The 19,029-nt window shown below is 58.8% G+C and carries 11 protein-coding genes; 9 read left to right on the top strand and 2 right to left on the bottom strand.

The annotated features are described in order from the left end of the window. The first annotated feature begins 143 nt into the window (after window positions 1-143). Both BW956_RS07290 and BW956_RS07285 read left to right on the top strand, forming a co-directional pair. Window positions 144-2,462 (top strand): putative bifunctional diguanylate cyclase/phosphodiesterase, encoded by a 2,319-nt coding sequence (locus BW956_RS07290; RefSeq protein WP_076462005.1) that lies wholly within the window; start codon window positions 144-146, stop codon window positions 2,460-2,462. Continuing rightward, window positions 2,459-3,325: a phosphate/phosphite/phosphonate ABC transporter substrate-binding protein gene (locus tag BW956_RS07285; protein ID WP_076462003.1), complete on the top strand. Its 867-nt coding sequence runs from the start codon at window positions 2,459-2,461 to the stop codon at window positions 3,323-3,325. Before BW956_RS07290 ends, BW956_RS07285 begins: the two co-directional genes overlap by 4 nt. Here BW956_RS07285 and BW956_RS07280 read toward each other — a convergent pair. Then, the gene (locus BW956_RS07280; protein ID WP_076462001.1) at window positions 3,322-9,654 is read right to left on the bottom strand and encodes an AAA family ATPase; all 6,333 of its coding nucleotides are present in this window, start codon (window positions 9,652-9,654) and stop codon (window positions 3,322-3,324) included. The genes BW956_RS07285 and BW956_RS07280 overlap by 4 nt on opposite strands. After that, a complete protein-coding gene (locus BW956_RS07275) occupies window positions 9,654-10,391 on the bottom strand; it encodes a response regulator (RefSeq protein ID WP_076461999.1) in 738 nt (245 codons plus the stop codon). Before BW956_RS07275 ends, BW956_RS07280 begins: the two co-directional genes overlap by 1 nt. A gap of 240 nt (window positions 10,392-10,631) precedes the next feature. Between BW956_RS07275 and peaA the strand changes: the two genes are divergently transcribed. The 7 genes from peaA (at window position 10,632) to qhpG (ending at window position 19,026) form a co-directional block, all read left to right on the top strand. Then, window positions 10,632-12,230, top strand: a complete 1,599-nt coding sequence (peaA, locus tag BW956_RS07270; protein WP_076461997.1) for a quinohemoprotein amine dehydrogenase subunit alpha — start codon at window positions 10,632-10,634, stop codon at window positions 12,228-12,230. 58 nt (window positions 12,231-12,288) lie between these two features. Continuing rightward, complete coding sequence (gene peaB, locus BW956_RS07265; protein ID WP_076461995.1) at window positions 12,289-13,722, top strand: quinohemoprotein amine dehydrogenase maturation protein; 1,434 nt, start codon at window positions 12,289-12,291, stop codon at window positions 13,720-13,722. Then, window positions 13,719-14,042, top strand: coding sequence for a quinohemoprotein amine dehydrogenase subunit gamma (qhpC, locus tag BW956_RS07260; protein WP_010323762.1), 324 nt, complete (start codon window positions 13,719-13,721; stop codon window positions 14,040-14,042). The genes peaB and qhpC overlap by 4 nt, the downstream gene beginning before the upstream one ends. Before the next feature lie 13 nt (window positions 14,043-14,055). Beyond that, window positions 14,056-15,174 carry a quinohemoprotein amine dehydrogenase subunit beta gene (gene peaD, locus BW956_RS07255; protein WP_076461993.1) on the top strand — a complete coding sequence of 373 codons (1,119 nt, stop codon included), beginning with the start codon at window positions 14,056-14,058 and terminating at the stop codon, window positions 15,172-15,174. Between the two features lie 127 nt (window positions 15,175-15,301). After that, entirely contained in the window at window positions 15,302-17,029 is a 1,728-nt protein-coding gene (locus BW956_RS07250) for an ABC transporter ATP-binding protein (RefSeq protein WP_076461991.1), read from the top strand. Next, window positions 17,019-17,705, top strand: coding sequence for a subtilisin-like serine protease QhpE (gene qhpE / locus BW956_RS07245; RefSeq protein ID WP_076461989.1), 687 nt, complete (start codon window positions 17,019-17,021; stop codon window positions 17,703-17,705). The genes BW956_RS07250 and qhpE overlap by 11 nt, the downstream gene beginning before the upstream one ends. After that, entirely contained in the window at window positions 17,698-19,026 is a 1,329-nt protein-coding gene (gene qhpG, locus BW956_RS07240) for a flavin-dependent monooxygenase QhpG (RefSeq protein WP_076461987.1), read from the top strand. The genes qhpE and qhpG overlap by 8 nt, the downstream gene beginning before the upstream one ends. The last annotated feature ends 3 nt before the right edge of the window (window positions 19,027-19,029 follow it).

Below are 19,029 nucleotides of genomic sequence, written 5' to 3'. Positions count from 1 at the left end.
TGCCTTCAGGTGTTCTCTGCATGCTCGGCAGGCTTGGCCTGTCGGGCATGTCATCAAGCTGTCACTCCTTTTTGTTAGCGTTCCTTAAGTGTCGCTGTGTTAATACAGCGATTTGCCTTCTGACGTGACAGGGATGTACCAGCTTGAGCCCCCCTTTAGAGCGTGATGCCATTACGATTTCTTCATTGCAAGGTGTGCTGATCGCCTTGGCGATGCTGGTGATTTTGGCAACCTGGATCTTTGCCGGCTACCAGCTGCGCCAGAATCGCGAACAGGTGCTTGATGAACACAAGGTCATCCTGCAGAACCTTTCTTTGGTAGTGTCTGAAAACATCAATCAGGTGCTGGACCGTACCGAGGCATTCAAGACGCTGGTGCGGTTGCAGCTCTCGCGTGGCGAATTGCCCGCTGCCGGGCCGCTGGCAACGCTGATGGCGACCGACCCCGTGTTCACGCGCATGACCGTTTACAGTCGTGATGGGCGGGTGCTGAATTCGACCTCGGCGACCAACCTGCCCAGGCTGCAGCAGGGATGGCAAGCAAGCCTTTCTCACCAGAGAACCTGGCCCATCAACATTCTGCCCTCTGAAGCCCTCGGCAAGTCCTGGAGTGTGCCTCTGGCCATGCCGATTAACACTCCGGGCAGGTCCGATTGCTGCCTGCTGGTACTGGAAATGGACCTGGGCTACCTGCTTAACCTCTATCAGAACCTGCAGCTGGGGCGGGAAACCAGTATCCATGTCTTAACTGCGCAGGGCGCCGAGCTGCTGCGCGCCGAGCGGGGAGGCCTGGTGACCGGGCGCTCGGCATTTGATAACACCGTACTGTTGAAGTCGCGGCTTAACCAGGGCACTACCCGGGACTTGCATACCGACAACCAGCGTTACTATCTGGGCCACTTTGCCAAGCTCGAGCGGGCACCTTTGGTGATTGCGGTGCGGCAATCCGAAAGTGAAGCCCTGGCCGGATATCATCGCCAGCGCAACAAGTTTCTGGTGTCAGTGGTCATCATTACGCTGATTGCTGCTGGCGGCTTGCTCTGGCTGCTGCGCATGATGCATGTGCGGGAAGTGCAGCTGCGAGAGCTGCAGCAGTCTGAGCAGCGCAACATGAAGTTGCTCGCCCGGCTGCGGCGCGAGCATGAAGACAGTGTGAAGGCTGCTTCGCGCGACCACCTGACCGGCCTGTACAACCGACGTCTCTTTACCGAGCTGGGACATTCACATCTGGCCGGATCCAAACGACAGGGACGTTTTGCGGCCGTCTGCTTTATTGACCTGGACAGGTTCAAGGCGATCAATGACACCCTGGGTCACAAGGTGGGTGACAACCTGCTGCAGGAAGTGGCCCGGCGCCTCACCGATAACCTGCGTGAAAGCGATATTGTCAGCCGTTTTGGTGGTGACGAGTTTGTAGTGATGCTGACGGCCGTCAAGCAGCAAGCGGATGTGGAGCAGAAGGTTCAGCGTCTGGTGGATGTGCTGGCAGCGCCCTATCCAGAGCTTGAGGCGGGTGGTCTGGCGACCAGTCCCAGTATCGGTGTGGCCATGGCACCGCGAGACGGCATGGATATCGAAACCCTGATCAAGCATGCCGACATCGCCATGTACCGCGCCAAACGTGGCGGGCGTGCCCAGTTCCGGCTGTTTGACAGTCAGGATGCGGCACAGGAGGTTTCAACCGAAGAGTTGCAGGCGCTGATTCCGGAGGCGATCGAGCGGGGCGAGTTCCAGCTGCACTTCCAGCCGCGCCTCTTCTTGCGAGGTTATGAAACCGGCGGCTTTGAAGCGCTGGTGCGCTGGGAGTCACCTCAGCAGGGGCTGCTTATGCCTGCCGTCTTTCTGCCGCTGGTTGAACAGCAGCAGCTCATGCCTGCCCTGGGCTACCAGCTGCTGCGGCAGTTGGCACAGCAGCTGCGTCAGTGGGCGGATGAAGGGCTCGATATTCTGCCGGTGGCGCTGAACCTGTCGGCTTCTCAAATCAATGACCCGACCTTGCCGGGGCAACTGCGCATGCTGATTGAGGAGTACCGCTTAACCCCCGGCTGGCTTGAACTGGAGATTGGGGATCAGGATCTGCAGCATCTGGGTGATCAGGCCATACGCCAGCTCCGCCTGGTCAGCGAGCTGGGTGTCGGACTGGTGATGGATGACTTCGGCTCCAGCGAAGAGGGGCTGCAGCGTGTCTCTCGTTTGCCATTTAACTGTATCAAGCTGAGTCCGGCACTGATTCGACATATTCGTAACAGTTTTGATGACAATGTATTGCTGTCGGCCACGATCTCGGTTGCGCGCAAGATGCGCCTGAGAGTGGTGGCCAAGGGTGTGGAAACACCTGATCAGCTGGTGTACCTCAAGCTGGCTGGCTGTGATGAGGCTCAGGGTTTTCTCTTCAGCCGCGCCGTTGAGGAAGCTGAAGTACGGGATTATCTGCAAACCCCCAAACGCAAGGTGAAGCTATGAAGATGATCAGGCGTGTGTTGGTGGCCATGTTGATGCTGGCAGCGGGGGCAGTGCAGGCAGACACCTGCAAGCAGCCGGAAATACTGCGCTTTGTAACGGTGCCCAAGCAGTCCCAGCAGCTGCAATATGAAGCCTTTGAGCCCATGCGCCTGCATCTGGAAGAGGTGTTGGGCATCCCGGTGGTAACCATTGCCGCACACTCCTACCAGGCGGTTATCGAAAGCATCGTATCCGGTGCCGTTGATCTGGCGGAGATGGGGCCGGCGTCTTACCTCAAGGCCAGTGAGCGTGACCCCGGTATCAAGCCCATTGGGTCCTACAGCTTTGCCGGTGGTACCTTCTCGCCTGAGGGCAGTTACTACAACTCCCTGTTGCTGGTCAGACAGGGTGAGACTTACGCGGCACCAGAAGATCTGCAAGGGCAGGCCATTGCTCTGACCGATCCGAACAGTACCTCAGGTGGTGTAATTCCCCGTACGCGGTTTGTCGAGGATACCGGGCTGGCGCTGGACCGGCTGGCCTCGCATTTGGTCTATGCCGGCTCCCATGACCGTGCCCTGAAAGCGCTGCAGGCGGGGCAGGTTGAGGCTGCCTTTGTCGCCAGCCGCGAAGCGGATGCCTATATCGAGCGGGGGGAGGCTGAGGCCGGTGAATGGCGGGAGTTATGGCGCTCACCGCCCATCCACTACGATCCTATCGTCTCCAGCAGCCACCTTTGTCCCGAGCTGACCGAGGCGCTCTCGCAGGCCTTGCTGCAGCCATCACCGGCGCTTGATCTGTTATTGAAGCAAAAGCGTGCTCAGGGGATTGTCCCGGTCAGTGCCGAAGACTACCGCTGGCTAAAGCCGCTGGTGCTCGATTAAGCCGTCTGGTCCTGGGCAAAATGCTGTTTCAGTGACCCCAGGCTGGCGCGGCAGAGGCTGTCCAGTTGTGCTATGGCATCTGCAGAACGCTCGCCTGATTGTTCCAGCGTACGGCAGCAGGCTGCCGCCTTGGGCATGCCGAAGTTACCCAGCGTGCCGGCCAGCTTATGCAGCAGTTCGGTTTGTGACTCACCCACAGCGCTTTGCAGTTGTGACAATAGTTGCAGGCACTGCTGTTCCATCTGATCACAGAGCTCATTGAAGCGTTGAGGGCCGAGCATATTCTGGTGCTGATGCAGCAGGTTAAGGTCCAGATACTCCAGCGCTGCCGGTGGCATGGCCGGCGCTGGCGGTGTATCTGATGCGCCGTGCAGCTGGCGGCGTAGCTCGCCAAACTGCAGGGGCTTGCCCACTACGGCATCCATCCCGGCTTCTTCGTAACGGCGCACTTCAGCTGGTGTGACTGATGCGGTCAGGGCAATAATGCGCACGCCAGCGCGCTGGGGGTTGGAGTGCTCACGCATGCGCCGAGCCGTTTCGATCCCGTCCATATCCGGCAGATGTATATCCATCAGTACCAGGTCGTAGGCGTGGTCGTTGTGCATCGACAGGGCCGTGTAGCCATCGTCCGCGACACTGACACGGTGGCCTTCGGACTCCAGTAATCCCACCGTGACCTGCTGGTTGATCGGGGTGTCTTCAACCAACAGGATATCCAGTGCGCAGTCGCGTGCCCTGGTTGGTTCCTGAGCAATCACGGTATGAGGTGTGGTGGTGGCCACGTAGTCCAGTTCCACCCAGAAACTGGTACCCCGACCCTCTGCACTGTCAAAGCCGATTTTGCCCTGCTGAAGGTCTACCAGGCGCTTGCAGATCGACAGGCCTAGTCCGGTGCCACCGAAGCGACGCGTAATGGAGCTGTCGGCCTGGCTGAAGTGGGTGAAGATGCGTTCGTGAGCGCTGGCAGGGATGCCGATACCGGTGTCTTCCACTTCAAAGCGGATGCGGTGCTGCTCCGGTTTATCGCAGCTCAAGGCACGTGCCTTGATCAGTACATAGCCCTCATGGGTGAACTTGAGCGCGTTGGTGCAGAGGTTGAGCAAAACCTGGTTCAGCGCGCGGGCATCGCCCAGTACGGACTCCGGCAGGCTGTCGTCGCACCGCAAAATCAGGTCGAGGTGTTTTTCCTGCGCCATGGGGGAGAGCAGTTGGCGCAGCTGTTCAAGCTGCTCATTCAGCTTGAAGGGAGTCGCTTCCAGCTCCATCTGGCCGGCTTCAATCTTGGTGAAGTCGAGCACATCGTTGAGGATGCTGAGCAGGGATTGGCCGGAGCGGTAAATAGCCTGGACCTGTTCCTGCTGCGCAGCTGGCAGCTCGGTACGCATCAGCAGTTGAGCCATGCCCAGAATGCCGTTCATCGGCGTGCGGATCTCGTGGCTCATGGAAGCCAGGAACAGGCTCTTGGCTTCGCTGGCGGCTTCTGCTTTCTCCCGGGCCAGCTCGGCCTGTTCCTTAGCCTTGCGCTCACTGATATCGGTGATTGAGCCCTCGTAGCAGAGCTGATCATGCTTCTCGTCAGTGATGCAGTGCGCCGAAATAGCCACGAATACCTCGGAGCCATCGGCACGACGCCAGCGGCTTTCAAAACCGCTGACATGCTCCTGCTGGCTCAGCTCACCCAGAAAAGCCCGGCACTCCTGGCGCGAGATGAAGCAATCACGGATCACATCCGTTACCTGGCTGAAAAATGCGTCTGCACTGCTGTATCCCAGCAGCTCGATCAGCGCCGGGTTGGCGGAAATGAAGCGGCCGTTCTGGTCGATACGGAAGATACCCTCGCTGGCATTTTCAAACAGTGAACGGTACTCACGTTCCGACTGTTCCAGGCTCTGATACAACTTGGCGTTTTCAATAGAGATCGCCGCCTGCGCCGCCAGTATCTGTAGAGTTTTCAGACGATTGCGATTAAAAACGTCACGGCTCTCGGTGTGTTCCAGGTAGAGCACAGCGGTCAGGTCACCGTGGTAAAGAATCGGAATGGCCAGCAGCGAACGCGGCTGGTGGTGACGAATATAGGGGTCGTGCTGAAACATCTGATGCTCGACGGCATTGCCCAGCACCACATCATCCTTGGTACGGGTCACATAGTGCACGATGCTCAATGGCAGCAGCTCGGCACTGGCCTCAAGTGCCTGATCGGTAAAGAGTCGGGGCGGCTGGTTATGGCAAATCTCAGCTTCCAGGAACAGACCATCCGGGCGTCGCAGCATGAGGATGGCGCGCTGGGCACCAGCGTTTTGCAAGGCCAGCTGCATCAGCTGTTCCAGTAGTCGCTCCAGCACAATCTCATCGGAGATAGCCTGGGAAGCGTGGATTACCGAGTTGATATCGAAGGCCTGGTTGTCCAGCGATTGCGGGCTCAGGGTCTGGCCCGGCGCTGATTCGGCGACACCTGCCTGCAGCGGTCGCTCAAGTGCAAATGGATAGGCCTGTTGCATCTGTTCCAGTTTGGCCTGGGCACCCCATTCCGCATAGCGGCTGTAAGCATCCTGAAGGTAGGTACGGGCGATGCCCGGTTTATCCCACTCCAGATAGAAGCGGCCTGCCAGTTCGGCGGCCATGGCTTCTTCCATTTTGAACCCCTGATGGCGGGCACGTTCGATGGCCTGCTCATAAAGGTCCATGGCCTTGCTGTATTTGTGCTGGCTGCGGAAGAGCTCGGCCTGCAGCAGGTCAACATGATGCTGGTGGTTTTCAGGGCAGTAGCGGCTGAGTTTACGCACCTTGCGCAGAATGCGTTGCACCCGCTTAATGCGAGAGGGTTGCTGCAAAATGCTGGTATCCGGCAGCAGCGCCAGGATACTGAGTCCGTGCAATGCCTGCAGCCAGGGGCCGGTAAAGGTACCGCTGATGGAAGATAGCAGCGCCATGCCGGATTCCGTATGCAGGTAAGCCGATTTGTACTCGCCCAGCAGGTAACAGATCAATGCCTTGTAGTAATGGTGCAGGCAGATGGCGGTCATGTGGTGCTCGCGCTCAAGCTCTTTCAGGCCTTCTTCTTCGTGGTAGAAGGGGCCGGTGAACTTCAGCGGGTCGGCGCAATGGCCGCGCAGGTTGGCCATGGTCTGGAGCACAAACAGGGAATACTGCAGGGACTGTTGCTGGCCGGATTGTGACAATTGGTCAGCATACTGTTCCAGACGCGGCTGCAGTTCATCCAGGTTGGCACAGAGTTGAAAGGCATACTGGATATAAGCGGCCAGGGCGTAGGCACCCCATTCCATATCACCGGCTTCCTGTGCCAACTGGTGCGCGTTGAGCAGGGATTCCAGGCAGTTGCGCAGTGGCTCGCGGTAGTGGCGAACATAGGAGTCGAACAGCGACAGGGTACGGTGGTGCGTCAGCGGCGACAGGTAACGCCGATCCAGCTCCATTGCCAGCTGTCCCAGCTGGTAACCCTGCTCAATCATGCTGAACTGGCCGCAGAGTACGCCGCCATAGCCGGCAAAGGCCTGGGCCGATGAGGGGGTGAGGCCGTGCTTGAGTGTCAGCTCGACCTGACGCGCCATGACCAGCGGGCGCAGTCCTGAGCTGGAAAACTTGATGGCACCGAACATGCTGGCCAGCAGCGGCATGGCGGCGGCCAGCTGAGGATCGCTCATGGCAGGCAGTTCGGGAATACGCTCTGGCGCCGTGCGTCGCAGCAGCCATTGGGTTTTGCCCACGGCTCTGAGTAGTTGGGTGGTGGATGGGTCAGCAGGAATGCTGACGCCCAGCTGCTGCAGGGTACTCAGTGCCGTATCCAGCGCGCTGCCGAACTCGTTGTTGGCCACCTGGGACTGGATCTGGATCTCGTAGGCCTGAATGCGGTCGAGCAGGGCCTGGCCGTGACGGTCGATTGCTTCGATCAACTCCAGCATGCGCTGCTTATGGCCCAAAATATTGGCGCAGTCGGCGGCTGCGGTGTGCAGGCTCAATGTCAGGCGGTAGCAGCTGTTCCAGGCGTCTTCTGGCAGCAGATTCAGGCCCTGGTCGTAATATTCACGGGCCGACGCAAAGGCCGCGGATTCGCGTGCCTTGAGCCCGGCCTTCAGGTTCAACTCGGCCAGTCGGGTACGCTCGGCCTGGGTCTTGAGCAGGCTGTGGGCCTGGTTGAGATGGTTGGTAATCTCGAAGATGCGAGTCTCGACCTCGGCAGTGGTCAGGCTGGCGCACAGCTGCTGACCAATCTGCAGGTGCAGCTCTTCCAGCTCGTCATCGGCAATCAATGAGTAGGCAGCTTGCTGTACGCGGTCATGTACAAAGCGGTAGCGCGAGCGTTCGGGCTCCTGATGCTGGAACAGGCGGTAGCTGTCGTCCTGGGACAGAATCAGGCCCTCGGTCATGGCCGGCCAGAGGCGGTCGGCGACCACACGGGGTGTCAGGCCGCTCACCAGTGACAGGGTGCGCAGATTGAAACTGCTGCCGATGCAGGCGGCCAGAGGCAGTACCGCCTGAGTCGCGGCGGCCAGCTTCTGGATCTTGTTGACCATCAGCTCGATGACGTTATCGGTCATTTCCTGGGCATGGATCGCCTGCTCATCCCATTGCCATTGCTGCTCACGGAAGTTGATCAGCCCCTCTTCATGCAATGAGTGCAGGAACTGGTTAAGGAAGAAGGGGTTGCCCTGGGTTTTTTCGATGCAGACCCTGGCCAGGCTGCGGCAACGACTGCGCTCCACACGCAGGGTATCAGCAATCAGCTGGGTAACCTGATCCAGATCCAACGGCTGTAGTGACAGCTCAACCGGTTCCGGCGTTGAGCGCGCCATGCGGTCGAGGCTGACCTTGAGCGGATGAGTCGCGCTCAACTCATGGTCACGATAACTGGCGATCAGCATCAGACCGATGGGGCGTTCCTGTCCGGCCAGGGCTTCAATCAAATGCAGTGAGGCCAGGTCGGCCCAGTGCAGGTCGTCCAGGAACAGCACCAGTGGGCGTTGCGGCGAGGCCAGTACGTGCAGCAGTTGTGAGAACAGGCGGGAAAACCGGCTTTGCTCCTCCACCGGAGGCAATGCAGGCACATCGGGCTGCTGGCCGATAATCAACTCCAGTTCGGGGATCAGTTTCAGCAGCACCTGCGCCTGACTGCCGATATGCAGGAGGAGGGCTTCACGCAGTTCGGCAATGCGCTGTTCCGGCTCGGTCAGCATCTGCCGTACCAGGCCTTGCAGGGCCTGAACGATAGCGAAATAGGGCCGGTTGCGGCGGAACTGGTCAAACTTGCCGCTGGTAAAGCGTCCGCCCTGTTCATTCACATACTGGCGCAGTTCGTGTACCAGACTGGTTTTACCGACACCGGCGTAGCCGTGAATCAGAATGAACGGGTGGCGGTGGGCGCTGCTGTGGTCATAAAGATGCTGCAGCTGCTGCAGCAGTGCTTCACGGCCATACAGGCGCTGCGGGATCTGGAAGCGCGCGGACAGGTCTTCCTGTCCCGGCTGGAAGTCGCCCGGAAAACGTTGCCGATGATGGGCCTGCAAACAGAGCTGCAAGTCATGGGTAAGACCGACACTGGACTGATAGCGCTGGGCCGCGTCCTTGGACAGCAGCTTGAGGATCACCCGCGACAGCATTTCCGGCAGCTGCGGATTGAGCAGATGCGGCTGGCGAACCTGTTTGGCGATATGATCATGCACCAGCTCCATGCCGTCTTCGCTGACGAACGGCGGGCGCTGGGTCACCATTTCGTAAAAGCTGGCGCCGAGGCTGTAGTAATCGCTGCGGTAATCGATGCTGCGGTTGATGCGACCGGTCTGTTCCGGCGCGATATAGGCCAGGCCTTCCAGACTCAGGTCCGGGGTGTGCCAGCTGGCTTGCTCTCGACTTAACCCGGTACAGCGCGAGAAGCCGATCAGCTCCACCATGCCGGTATCGGGGTTGACCAGCACATGATCAGGTGTGATCTGTTTATGGATGATACCGGCTTCGTGCAAGCGGCCCAGCAGGTTGGCGGCCTTGATGATGATGGCCAGCCAGCGTGTCCAGGGCAGTTGCTCGTGTTGCATCAGCTGGCGCACGGGAATCGAGTGGGAGTCGCTGTAGAGCGCGGTGGGGCCACGGTCCAGTTGCAGCAGTTCCAGCGGCCGCACTATGCCGGGGATCTGCAGCCGGGACAGCATGTCGTACTCATGCTGAAAGCGGCTCAGGTGTTCATGGTTACAGTGGACGGCATCCAGCTGCTTGATGATAACGCTGACGTTATCGCGCAAACGCAGCGCACGCCAGACTTCCATCTGTTTGCTCTGGTGCAGGCGTTGCTGCAGGCGATAGCCGTCCGGGGTTTGCATCAGCGAGTATCACCGGCAAACATGTAGCCGGCCCCGTGGGCGGTCAGAATCAGCTGCGGGTTGGACGGATTGTCGCCCAGTTTGCGGCGCAAACGGCCAATGAGCACATCCACCGAGCGGTCGTTGGGGGTCCATTCACGATCATGGATGGCATCCATCAGCTGATCGCGGGACAGCACCTGTCCCGGGTGTTCCGCCAGTGTCTGCAGCAGCTTGAACTCGCCTTCGGGTAAGCGCTCCTGCTCACCCTCAGGGCTGGTTAGCTGGCGCTTGAAGGGGTCCAGGTGCCAGCCCTCGAAGGTATAGCCTTTGGCGCCGGTACGCACGGGGGCCTTGTCATCGCCTTCAGGCAAGGCGGTCTGGATACGCCAGAGCAGGTTCTTGGCTCTGACCAGCAGCTCACGCGGGTTGAAGGGTTTGGTGACGTAGTCGTCAGCACCCAGCTCAAGGCCGACAATACGGTCGATTTCATCGCCCTTGCTGGTGACCAGAATAATGCCCACACGGGAGGCTGCCCGCAGCTCGCGGGTGACGGTCAGTCCGTCTTTTCCGGGCAGGCTGATATCCAGCAAAATCAAATCAATCCCTTCCTGCTCGATGCGCTCGTGCAAGTCATCTGCCTGGTCCGTTTCCGAGACCCGGTAGCCTTCGTTTTCAAAGTAACTGACCAGCAGGGACCTGGACGCCAAATCATCTTCTACAATCAGTATGTGCGCAGGGGCGTATGAAGTCTGCATCGCTTGAGCCTCGGGAACAGCAGCCGAATGGTGAAAAAGGCAATATCCGTTGTGTGACGAAAAAGTGAAAGGGCTTTTTACATTCTGTTACATCTGGGCACAACTTAGCACAAAAGCTAGATAATTCATTTACATGGCGTGTTTAGTTTAGCTATGACCACTGAAGCGGGTAGTGCGTTGCAGAGCCGCGTCACCGCTTGGGCACAATAGAAGAAGATCCATCTCATCAGTAAGGGAGTGATGGCATTGAGTAATAATAATTCCAAACGTGCGCTGTTGAGCACAGGCGTGTTGGCATTGGCCGGTCTGGCCAGTACCCCGCTTCTGGCTCAGGACGCACAACAGATCATCCGGGACCGCTGCCTGGCCTGTCATACCGAAAGCGGTACGGCTGAGGCGCCCAGCTTCTCCCGTATCAGTGAACAGCGTAAAACGCCGGAAGGCTGGCACATGACGCTGAACCGCATGATTCACCTGCGCAACCTGCAGATCTCCACCGAGGAGAAGCGTGCGCTGGTTAAATACCTGGCGGATACTCAGGGCCTGGCGCCGGAAGAGACCGAAGGCTACCGCTACCTGCTGGAGCAGGATACCAATATCGTGGAAACCGGTATTGAGCCGGGTACTGCAGAAATGTGCGCACGCTGTCACTCCGGTGCCCGTTTCAGCCTGCAGCGCCGTACCGAGCAGGAGTGGAAATACCTGGTTGATTTCCACATGGGGCAGTTCCCGACTACTGAATTCCACTCCCTGGCACGTGACCGTCAGTGGTTCGATATCGCACGCAACGACACCGCTGTTAAGCTGGCCGAACAGTTCCCGTTTGAAACCAATGCCTGGAGCAACTGGAAAGCCGCTGACAAGAGCGACCTCATGGGCCGCTGGCGTGTAACCGGCTTTATTCCGGGCAAGGGCGAGTTTGATGCCTGGATGTCGGCTGCCAAGACCGGCGAAGGCAAGTATGACCTGGATATCGAAGGCACCTACGCCGATGGCAGCAAGCTGGCCGGCAAGGGTAATGCAACCGTCTATACCGGCTTCGAATGGCGTGCCAGCCTGACCATTGACGGCGTGAAAATGCGCCAGGTGATGGCGGCAGACAAGGCCGGCAACAACCTGGAAGGCCGCATGTTCCTGGCTGCTGAGCGTGAAATCGGTGGTGACCTGATGGCCGTGCGTGATCAGGGTGCTGCGGACATCGTTGCGGTTCAGCCGTCTTACCTGCGCTCCGGTGTCAGCACCGAGCTGACGCTGGTTGGCCAGAACCTGGATGGCGAGATCAATCTGGGCGAGGGTGTTGCAGTCGAGAAAGTGGTTTCTCGCAGCAAGGACCGTATTACCGTGATCGCCAAGGCGAACGGTGCAGAAGGCATGCGTTCCGTATCCGTTGGCAAGGCTAATGCCGAGCTGGCCGTATACAGCGAACTGGCCCGTGTTGAAGTACAGCCGGCCAACGCGGTAACCCGTAACGGTGGTGCTGACAGCGCCATGGCCAAGGTACGTGCCAATTATCGTGCCGTGGGCTACAGCGCGGGTGCTGATGGCGAAGCGGGTACGGATGACGACCTGCGTCTGGGCTACATGCCGGCACAGTGGAGCATCAAGCCGGCCGACGAAGTGGCTGCCCATGATAAAGATGACAAATATGCCGGCATGATCAATGCCGCAGGCATCTTTACACCGGGTGATGCCGGTCCGAACCCGGCCCGTAAGATGAGTGCCAACAACGTTGGTCGTCTGGCAGTGGTAGCAAGTGTTAAAGACGGTGATACCACCGTTGAAGGCGAAGGCAGCATGCTGGTAGCGGTGCAGGACTTCGTACGCCGCGTACTGGACTAAGCCTCTGACACCCGACAACAAAAAGTAGCCACCCAACAGAACAACAAAGAGGTGAATCATGGGCGCCATGACACTGGTGAAACCGAATCTGCACAGGGTTGATGTTGATGCCCGCCAGATGCTGTTTCACATCCCCAGCAGCAGCATTTTCGAACTCGATGATCTCGGGCGCGAACTGTTGCAGCTGTTCGATCGCCATGAGCAGGTATCACACCAGCAGTTGGCTGAACTGCATGCGCGCTATTCGCAGGAAGCGGTCTCCGAAGTGATTGAGGAGCTGCGCTCACTGGAAGTGATTTCCGAGCCCGGTGCGGTTGCCCGCATCAACCCGGATCCGCAGAAAGTGGAACAGTTTCCGCTGACCACTGTGGTGCTGAACGTTAACACCGGCTGCAATCTCAGCTGCACCTACTGCTACAAGGAAGACCTGACGACGCCGTCCAAGGGCGAGAAAATGGCCTATGAGACGGCGATCAAGTCGGTCGAAATGTTGCTGAGGGAATCGCCGAACCAGCCCGCGTACAACGTGGTCTTCTTCGGTGGTGAGCCGCTGTCCAATATGTCACTGATCCGAGATGTCGTGGCCTATTGCGAGGAGCGCTTTTCCAAGCTGGATGCCACTGTCGACTTTACCATGACAACCAACGCCACCCTGCTTAACGAAGAGCTGGTGGACTGGTTCAACGAGCATCGCTTCGGCCTGACCATCTCCATGGATGGCCCCAAGGCGATGCACGACAAGAACCGGATTACCGTTGGTGGTCAGGGTACCTACGATGTGGTCCGCCGCAAGGTGGAAATGCTGCTGGCCCGTTACAACGCGCGCCCGGTGGGCTGCCGTGTCACGCTGACACGTGGCATCACCGATGTGGAGAAAATCTACGATCACCTCAGCGGCGAGCTGGGCTTCTTCGAAGTGGGCTTTGGCCCCGTGACCTCGGGCGATATAGCCGAATTCAACCTGACCGGTGAAGAGCTGGTCGAGGTGTTCGCCGGCATGAAACGCCTGGGCAAACGTTACCTTGAAGCCGCACTGCGCAATGAAAACTTCGGCTACGGCAACATGCATCAGTTGATTACTGACATGTATGAAGGCAACAAGAAACTGGTGCCCTGTGGTGCCGGCATCGGTCTGCTGGCTGTCGACAAGGATGGTGACCTGAACCTGTGTCACCGCTTTACCGGCTCTGACATGCAGACCTTCGGTGATGTGGAAAACGGTATCGACAAGGCCAGCCTGGGTCAGTTCGTCGAGAAACGCCTGGACCGCAGCAACACCGGTTGTGAAACCTGCCGTATTCGAAACCTCTGTTCGGGTGGTTGTTACCACGAAAGTTACGCCAAATATGGAGATCCGACGCATCCTTCCTACCACTACTGTGACCTGATGCGAGACTGGGTCGACTTTGGTGTGGAAGTGTATTCGCGGATCATGCTCGAGAACCCCGGGTTCTTCGAAGCACATGTCTCTCCGAGGAGGAGTGCTAAATGAAACATCTCAAGTCTCTGAACAAGAAAGCGCAGCTGATCAACAAGGCGGTCAGCCCGGAAGAAGTTGAAGACGTTGTTGCCATGCAGACCGTTGTGGGCTGTACGGCCACCACTGACCCGGGCTGGGAGCTGGACCCCTTTGGTGGTCTGGGCTCACTGTGTCAGCCGATGGAATCTGACCTGTACGGTTGTGCCGACGCCTGCTGGTGGCCGGCACAGGTCCCGGACACCATGCACACTTACCCGGACTGGGGTAAGGATGTGGCGAAAGCCGACAAGGACTGGCGCAAGCTGGATGGTATCTTCGAGGATGAGCAGTAACAGGAGCTGGCAGATGAAACTGACTAACACGTTCAAATCAGCCGGCCTGGCTGGCTCCCTGGTGATGGGCGCAGCCCTGTCAGCGGTGGCACCCTATGCCATGGCGGACCAGGAATACCTGCTGACGGTGACCCGTCCCAATCAGCTGCACGTGATCGACATGAGCACCAACGAGATCGCGCGTACCTGTGATATCCCTGGCCCGTTCGGTACTGGCTCTATCGCCATGTCCCCGGACAATACCCACGCCTATGTGCTGAGTAACGGTACCAAGGACATTTACGGTTTCGATATTCGTAACTGTGACATGACCTTCAAGGCCGAGCAGTCTTCCCCGACTCTGCAGGTGATCTCCATGCAGTCGATCACCGTCAGCGCCGACGGTACCGAACTGTACACCGTGCAGAACCCGGTCAAGAAGCACCGTGACCGCTTTGAAGTGATGCAGCCGCGCCTGGCCGTATTCAACATTGAAGATGGTATGAACGCCAAGGTTGTACGCACCTTCCCGGTGGATCGTCGTATCACCAAGATCGCCACCACGGCCCAGAATGAAGTAATCCTGGGTGGTGCTGATCTCAAGGCAATCAACCCGGAAACCGGTGATATCCGCATGGTCAGCAAGCTGGCCAACTGGGAGAAAGGCCCGCTGTGGTTGCCGCCTGATGCTTTCGCCATGCATTCTCAGGGTGAGCAGGCCAACGAGTACATCATGCCGTACGTGACCGCCAAGTTTGACTCTGAAGAGTGGAACTTCGAAACCGCCGAATGGTGGTGGGGCATGAGCCGTGTGGATCTGGAGACCGGTGAAGCCGAGCGTGTGGAAACCATTCCGTTCGAATTCATCATCTTCAACTTCATTACCGACCCGCGTGACTCCAATATCCTGTACGGCAGCTTCAACACGCTGTCCAAGCACGATATCAGCAAGAACGAAACGCTGGCGGTACATGAACTGGGTCACACCTACTACGACCTGAACATCTCGGGTGATGGCAAAACCATCTACGTAGGCGGTACCAGCAGCGATATCTCAGTCCATGACAGTGAAACGCTGGACAAGATCGGCTCCATTCAGCTGACCGGTGACATGTCCACGTCTGACCTGCGTGTGGCAACCATCAAGGACTGATACCTGACGCGCTCGGCAAATCAGGTATAGTCAACGGGAGGTGCCGGCAACGGACCTCCCGTTTTTATTGGGCAGGAGCTGCTCAGAGGCCGCTCGATATTGCCAGGAAATACATAAGGATAGATAGATGCTGAACTGGCTGGTACGCGCCATCCATGCGCCCGATCGCAGCCGATTGGAGCAGGGGTTTCGCTGGTTGTACAGCTTCATCAAGCCGCAGCGCCGTGCCATTGCCGGGTTGCTGGGCTTATCGTTCATCGGCTCCGCCTTCGTGCTGTTGCAGCCCTGGCTGACCAAGATGCTGATTGATGATGGCTTGATCGCAAAGGACTATGGTGTGCTGGTGCAGCTGGCGATCGCCATGATCTTCGTGGGTATTCTCAGCACTGCACTCTCCGGGGTGAACCGCTATCTGCACACGCGCCTGTCGGGGCGGATTCTGTTTGCGCTGCGCACCGATCTCTATGCGCATCTGCAGCGCCTTTCACCGTCGTTCTTTGGCCAGCGTCGTATTGGTGACCTGCTGTCACGAATTGATGGCGACGTGGCCGCGATTCAACGTTTTGCCGTCGACAGCCTGTTTTCTGCGGTCAGCAGTATTATCGGTCTTGCCGGTGCGCTGGTGTTGTTGGTGGCACTTTCATGGCAGTTGTCGCTGCTGGTGCTGGTGCTCATTCCACTGGAAATCGTCTGGCTGCGTTGGATGCGACGCAAGGTTGAAGTGCGTACCCGTGAGATGCGCGAACGCTCGGCGGATCTGTCCAGCTTTCTGGTCGAAACCCTGCCAGCGGTTAAATTCATTCAGTCGACTGGTCAAGAAGGGCGCGAACGTACCCGCCTCGGCGGGCTGAATGACAGCTATCTTGATAAACTCCTGCAGCTGCAGGTGACCGAATTCTTTACCCATGCCATTCCCGGTACGCTGACGTCCATGACCCGTGCCGCTGCCTTTCTGATCGGTGGCTGGTGGGTGATTCAGGGCGAGTGGCAGCTGGGCTCGCTGATTGCCTTCTCGACGTATTTGGGCATGGCCACAGGGCCGGTCAACAGTCTGTTGGGCTTGTATGTTGCCATTCAGCGCATGAGCGTCAGCCTGGATCGTGTTAACGAGTTGCGCCTGGCCGAGGTTGAGATCGAAACACCAGCCGAGCCCAAATCCCTGCCTCAGCCCGTGCGTGGCGAGATGCGCATTGAAAACGTCAGCTTTGCTTATGATGGGCGTGGTCCGGTGCTGGATAATGTCAGCGCTGAACTGCCAGCCGGCTTGAAGATCGCGCTGGCCGGTGCTTCAGGTGCGGGTAAATCAACGCTGATTGACCTGCTGCAGCGGCATTACGATCCCCAGGAAGGGCAAGTCCTGCTGGATGGCGTTGATATACGTGAACTCAGCCTGGCGGAACTGCGCCGCTGTGTCGCCGTGGTGTCCCAGGATATTACGCTGTTCCGTGGCTCCCTGGCTGACAACCTGCGCTATGCCTGCCCCAATGCCAGTGATGCTGAGGTGCGTGAGGCGGCACGGGAAGCCCAGCTGGACGATTTGATTCAGCGTCTGCCTCAAGGTCTGGATACGCCGCTGGGTGAGCGCGGTCAGCAGCTGTCCGGTGGTCAGAAACAGCGTATCGCTATTGCCCGTGCACTGCTGCAGCAGCCGGCGGTGCTGGTGCTGGATGAGGCTACCTCCGCCGTTGATGAGGCGACGGAGCAGCAGGTGATCGCAGCGGTGGATCGTCTCTTTGCCGGCCGCACCCGCATTCTGATCAGTCATCGACCCTCAACGCTTGCCGGCGCCGACCGTCGCTTGCTGCTGCAAAATGCGCATCTGAGCCTGATTGAGGAGGTGGCCGATGTCCACTAGCCCACTGAAAGTCGGGGTGGTTGATTCGGGCTGCTCCGTACAACAACAGCTGGTTGAAAGTGCGGCCTTTGTACTGGATGAGGGGCAGTTGTGGCTGGCTGAGGCGGAGCCGGATCAGCTGGGTCATGGCACCCGCACGATCGAGGTGATTCAGGCTCTGGCCCCCGAGGCGGAAGTGTTTTCGGCACAGGTTTTTCAGGCGCGTTTAACCACGACCGCTGTTCAGGTGGCCGCTGCCATCGACTGGCTGGTGGAGCAGGGTGTGCAGGTGATCAATCTGAGCCTGGGCTTGCGTCAGGACCGTCCGGCCCTGCGTGAGGCCTGCGAGCAGGCGCTGAAAGCCGGTGTGTTGATCTGTGCTTCCAGCCCGGCACGGGGGGAGCCGGTTTATCCGGCGCACTATCCGGGTGTATTCCGCATGACCGGTGATGCTCGTTGCCAGCGTGAAGAGATCTCCTATCTTGAAACCGAGTTCGCCGACTTTGGTGCCTGTGTGCTGCCGCTGGATAATACCCGCGGGCTGTCGGGGGCGAGCCTGGGCTGTGCTCATCTGAGTGCACACCTTCTGCGCTATTTGCAGCAGGCCTCGAGCCCAAGCCTTAGCGCGGCGCGTCAGTGGCTGATTGAGCAATCACAGTATCAAGGACCGGAACGACGAGGAGCGGCTCATGGCTGATACGGATATTTTGATTCTGGGCGGAGGCCCGGCCGGTGGTGCGGTCGCCCTTGGCCTGCGTCGTCTGGGGTATTCGGTGTCGGTTGTCAGCGAGCCGCGCCCCTTCGATGCGGTGGAGGGTAGTTCTGACCGTGCCGTTCAAGGCATGCAGGCGGCCGGTTTCAAGCATGCGTTGCAGGCATTGGCCGCGCCGTCACCACGCCAGGTGACCTGGAATGGTGAGACCAGTGCAGCCAACACCGAGCGTTTGATTCCGCGTCAGCCGTTTGATCGTGGCCTGCTGCAGGATCTGGCCGAGCAGGGTGTTGATGTAGTTCAGGGCCGAGTACACAACTGCCAGGAACATGAAGGCGCTTTTACGGCCGATGTGGCGTTGACCGACGGTGGAGAGCTGCAGCTCCGAGCGCCGTTTCTGGTTGAGGCCCGCGGCCGTGCCGCACCGGCGGCGGGTGTGTCTCGGGTAAAAGGCACGCAGACCGTGTCTCTGCTGCAATATTGGCAAGGTGAAGAGGCCGAACCAAAAACAGCCGTGGAAAGTTTCGAGGATGGCTGGGCCTGGATGGCCATGCGTGCAGATGGCCGCCGTTATCTGCAGCTTACCCTGGATGTGGCCAGCGCCAACTTGCCACCCAAGCGCGAGCTGGACGACTGGTGTCGTGCACGGCTGGAGCGGCTGGAGCAGTCAGCGCCTTTTATGGCGGGAGCTAAGCCTGTCGGGTCGATTTATGCGCGCACCAGCAGCCCGGTGCTCTGTGAGCGCAGCGCCGGCGATAACTGGATCCGCGTGGGGGATGCCGCCATGGCGGTAGACCCGTTATCGGGGAATGGAATTTTCCAGGCGTTGTCATCGGCTCTGCAGGCACCGGCAGTGGTCAATACACTAATCCAGAACCCTGAACGCGCAGAGTTGGCCAAGGCGTTCCATGAGGCGCGTATCGAGGGGCTGTTTTACCGCTTTGCCCGCATCGGGCGTGACTTTTACGCCCAGGAGAGTCAGTGGCCGGATCGGCCTTTCTGGCAAGCGCGGCGCCAGTGGCCGGATGCTGAACCCTTGCATATCGAGGTTACACCGGAGGTGGTCACAACCGGTATGCGTCCTGTGGTCGAAAACGGCCTGATTACGGAAGCTCATGTGGTGATCACACCGGACCAGCCACTGGGTATCTGGCACTTGAACGGACTGCCGCTGGCACCCTTGCTCGATGCGGTACGGGCAGAACCTGAGCGTGCCGCCGCCGAGGTTCTAGCTGATCACATCGGCAACGATAAGGGTCCTCTGTTGGCTAACTGGATGCGTCAGCAGGGCTGGTTGTCCGCCTGAGTA

The organism is Marinobacterium stanieri, from assembly GCF_900155945.1.
GTDB classification, from domain to species: domain Bacteria; phylum Pseudomonadota; class Gammaproteobacteria; order Pseudomonadales; family Balneatricaceae; genus Marinobacterium; species Marinobacterium stanieri.
Note: the sequence above shows the minus strand (reverse complement) of the source record. Positions and strands in the feature narration are given on the sequence as shown.

Bases quoted from the DNA above. Each gene is read 5' to 3' on its own strand.
- BW956_RS07285 (WP_076462003.1), top strand. From the start codon at position 2,459: ATGAAGATGATCAGGCGTGTGTTGGTGGCCATGTTGATGCTGGCAGCG.
- BW956_RS07280 (WP_076462001.1), bottom strand. From the start codon at position 9,654: ATGCAAACCCCGGACGGCTATCGCCTGCAGCAACGCCTGCACCAGAGC.
- BW956_RS07275 (WP_076461999.1), bottom strand. From the start codon at position 10,391: ATGCAGACTTCATACGCCCCTGCGCACATACTGATTGTAGAAGATGAT.
- peaA (WP_076461997.1), top strand. From the start codon at position 10,632: ATGGCATTGAGTAATAATAATTCCAAACGTGCGCTGTTGAGCACAGGC.
- peaB (WP_076461995.1), top strand. From the start codon at position 12,289: ATGGGCGCCATGACACTGGTGAAACCGAATCTGCACAGGGTTGATGTT.
- qhpC (WP_010323762.1), top strand. From the start codon at position 13,719: ATGAAACATCTCAAGTCTCTGAACAAGAAAGCGCAGCTGATCAACAAG.
- peaD (WP_076461993.1), top strand. From the start codon at position 14,056: ATGAAACTGACTAACACGTTCAAATCAGCCGGCCTGGCTGGCTCCCTG.
- BW956_RS07250 (WP_076461991.1), top strand. From the start codon at position 15,302: ATGCTGAACTGGCTGGTACGCGCCATCCATGCGCCCGATCGCAGCCGA.
- qhpE (WP_076461989.1), top strand. From the start codon at position 17,019: ATGTCCACTAGCCCACTGAAAGTCGGGGTGGTTGATTCGGGCTGCTCC.
- qhpG (WP_076461987.1), top strand. From the start codon at position 17,698: ATGGCTGATACGGATATTTTGATTCTGGGCGGAGGCCCGGCCGGTGGT.